Here is a 1,926-nt window from a genome sequence, read left to right on the forward strand (position 1 = left end):
GCTAGAGTGAAGGGCTGAAAAATTTCAGCCCCTCCTCATCAAACCGTACGTGAGGTTTTCCCTCATACGGCTTTCCGATGTTCGTCATTCATGCGCATGCGACTTACAGTAGCGTTTTGAGTCCATGCATTTGGCTTAGGAATCTTACTTCGTGTCCGGAACCGCGCCAGCCATTTCGCTGGCGCTTCTTGGCGTACCATTTCGTCAGCCGTTGCCGGATGTACCAATCCAACTTGGACATCCACCTCGTACTGTACGGCGTCGCATAGTAGTTCTTCCAGCCTTGGATTTTCGGATTCAGCCACTTCACATGTTCATCGATCGAGACACGCCGCATGTTTGGCGGCGCCAGTCGTTCTTTCACCACTTCCCGGATATGTTTCTCTGCTTTCTTGCAGAGCCATTGCCCAGTCGTGTAGTACACATGGCTTTGCCCCGTTTCAGCTTTCGTTTTCCGGTGGTGCATGCCGAGAAAGTCGAATCCTTCTTCTCCCGTCCACAGCCCCACAATCCGCGTCTTCTCCGGGTGCAGCGTCAATTCCAGCCGCTCCATAATCGCCCGAATAAGCTTATGGGCGTGGATCGCATCCTTCCTTGTCTTGCACACCACGACGAAGTCATCGGCATATCGCGTCAGTTCTCCAACCTCTTTGCCGTGCTTCTCCCACAATCGGTCGAAGTAGTTCAGATAGATGTTGGCAAGTAAGGGCGAGATCACGCCGCCCTGCGGCGTTCCTAGATCGCTTCTTCTAACCTTGCCTTCCTCCATCACCCCTGCTTCGAGCCACTGGCGGATCAACTTGAGCATGCGCCTGTCGCTGATTCGCGTGGCCACCAGCTTCATCAGCTTCCCTTGGTTGATGTTGTCGAAGTACCCTTGGATGTCGACGTCGACCACCCAATTACCTTTACGGTTGCACGCTTTGCGGATTCGCTCCAGCGCCTGCTTCGCGCTGCGCTTCGGACGAAAGCCAAACGAACATTCCTGAAAATCCGCTTCGAAAATCGGTTCCAGTACCAGTTTTACTGCCATTTGCACGACTCGGTCTTGAATCGTCGGGATGCCCAGCGGGCGTTTGCGTCCGTCTTTCTTGGGGATATAGTGGCGTCGTACAGGCTGGGGACGGTAGCGTTTCTGCAACAGGCGCTCACGGCATTCCTCGATGAACCGGGCTTCGCCCTTCTTCTCGATGTCCGCCAACGTCTCGCCATCAACACCTGCCGTCCCCTTATTTGCTCGCACACATTTCCACGCTTCCCCTAGCACATCCAACCGACAGACCTTGTCATACAGCGCATGGAATTTTCTGCTCTTGCTTGTCTTGGCGGCATGACCTAGCTTTTCTCGGAGTTGTTGAACTTTTTCTTTGGGTGTCGTTAGCCGGTTGGCATTCACTCACTCGTACCTCCTCCAAAAGCTTGAACAAAGCAGGGCCCCTTCCCTCCCGCTGGTTGTGTTGTCCTGCGTTCCTCAGTAGTATGGGCCCCTCGGACTCCCTTCCTGCAGATGGCTCACTTCGCCCTTTGGCTTATAGAGCATCTTGCTACGAGAGATTTTTTTTCTCCCGTGCAGGGGAGGGTCTCCCCAGTTCACTGCATCCTCTTTCAAACCATGCCGTTCCCTCTACGCCGGAGGATTCTTCGCTGTTGCTCCAAGTTCCAAACAGCTTCCTTGGCCTTCGCCCAGATCTCCGGGGCTCGGCTTCCTCTTCTCCCTCTTGCGAGGCCTTTTTGACGACGCGGCAGGATTCACTTCATGTTGCGGCCTGGTCTGTTGCTCGCCCTATCTCCGACAGGTACTTTCGTCGATGCGCTTCTACGCACAGATTTCGCCGTACGCAGGCATCCTAGCTACACGGGGGCTTGGCCCCTCCCGTGACCGGACTTCCACCGGCTAGAGAATGCGTGCTTGGCTGGGCACGCGAA

1 protein-coding gene is annotated in these 1,926 nt (G+C 55.0%); it reads right to left on the reverse strand.

All coding sequences use genetic code 11. The features are described from left to right. Positions 1-103 precede the first annotated feature (103 nt). Complete coding sequence (gene ltrA / locus H7C18_RS34425; protein WP_185133662.1) at positions 104-1,396, reverse strand: group II intron reverse transcriptase/maturase; 1,293 nt, start codon at positions 1,394-1,396, stop codon at positions 104-106. Positions 1,397-1,926: the final 530 nt, after the last annotated feature.

Origin of the sequence: Cohnella zeiphila (genome assembly GCF_014212055.1) — a bacterium.
GTDB classification, from domain to species: domain Bacteria; phylum Bacillota; class Bacilli; order Paenibacillales; family Paenibacillaceae; genus Cohnella; species Cohnella zeiphila.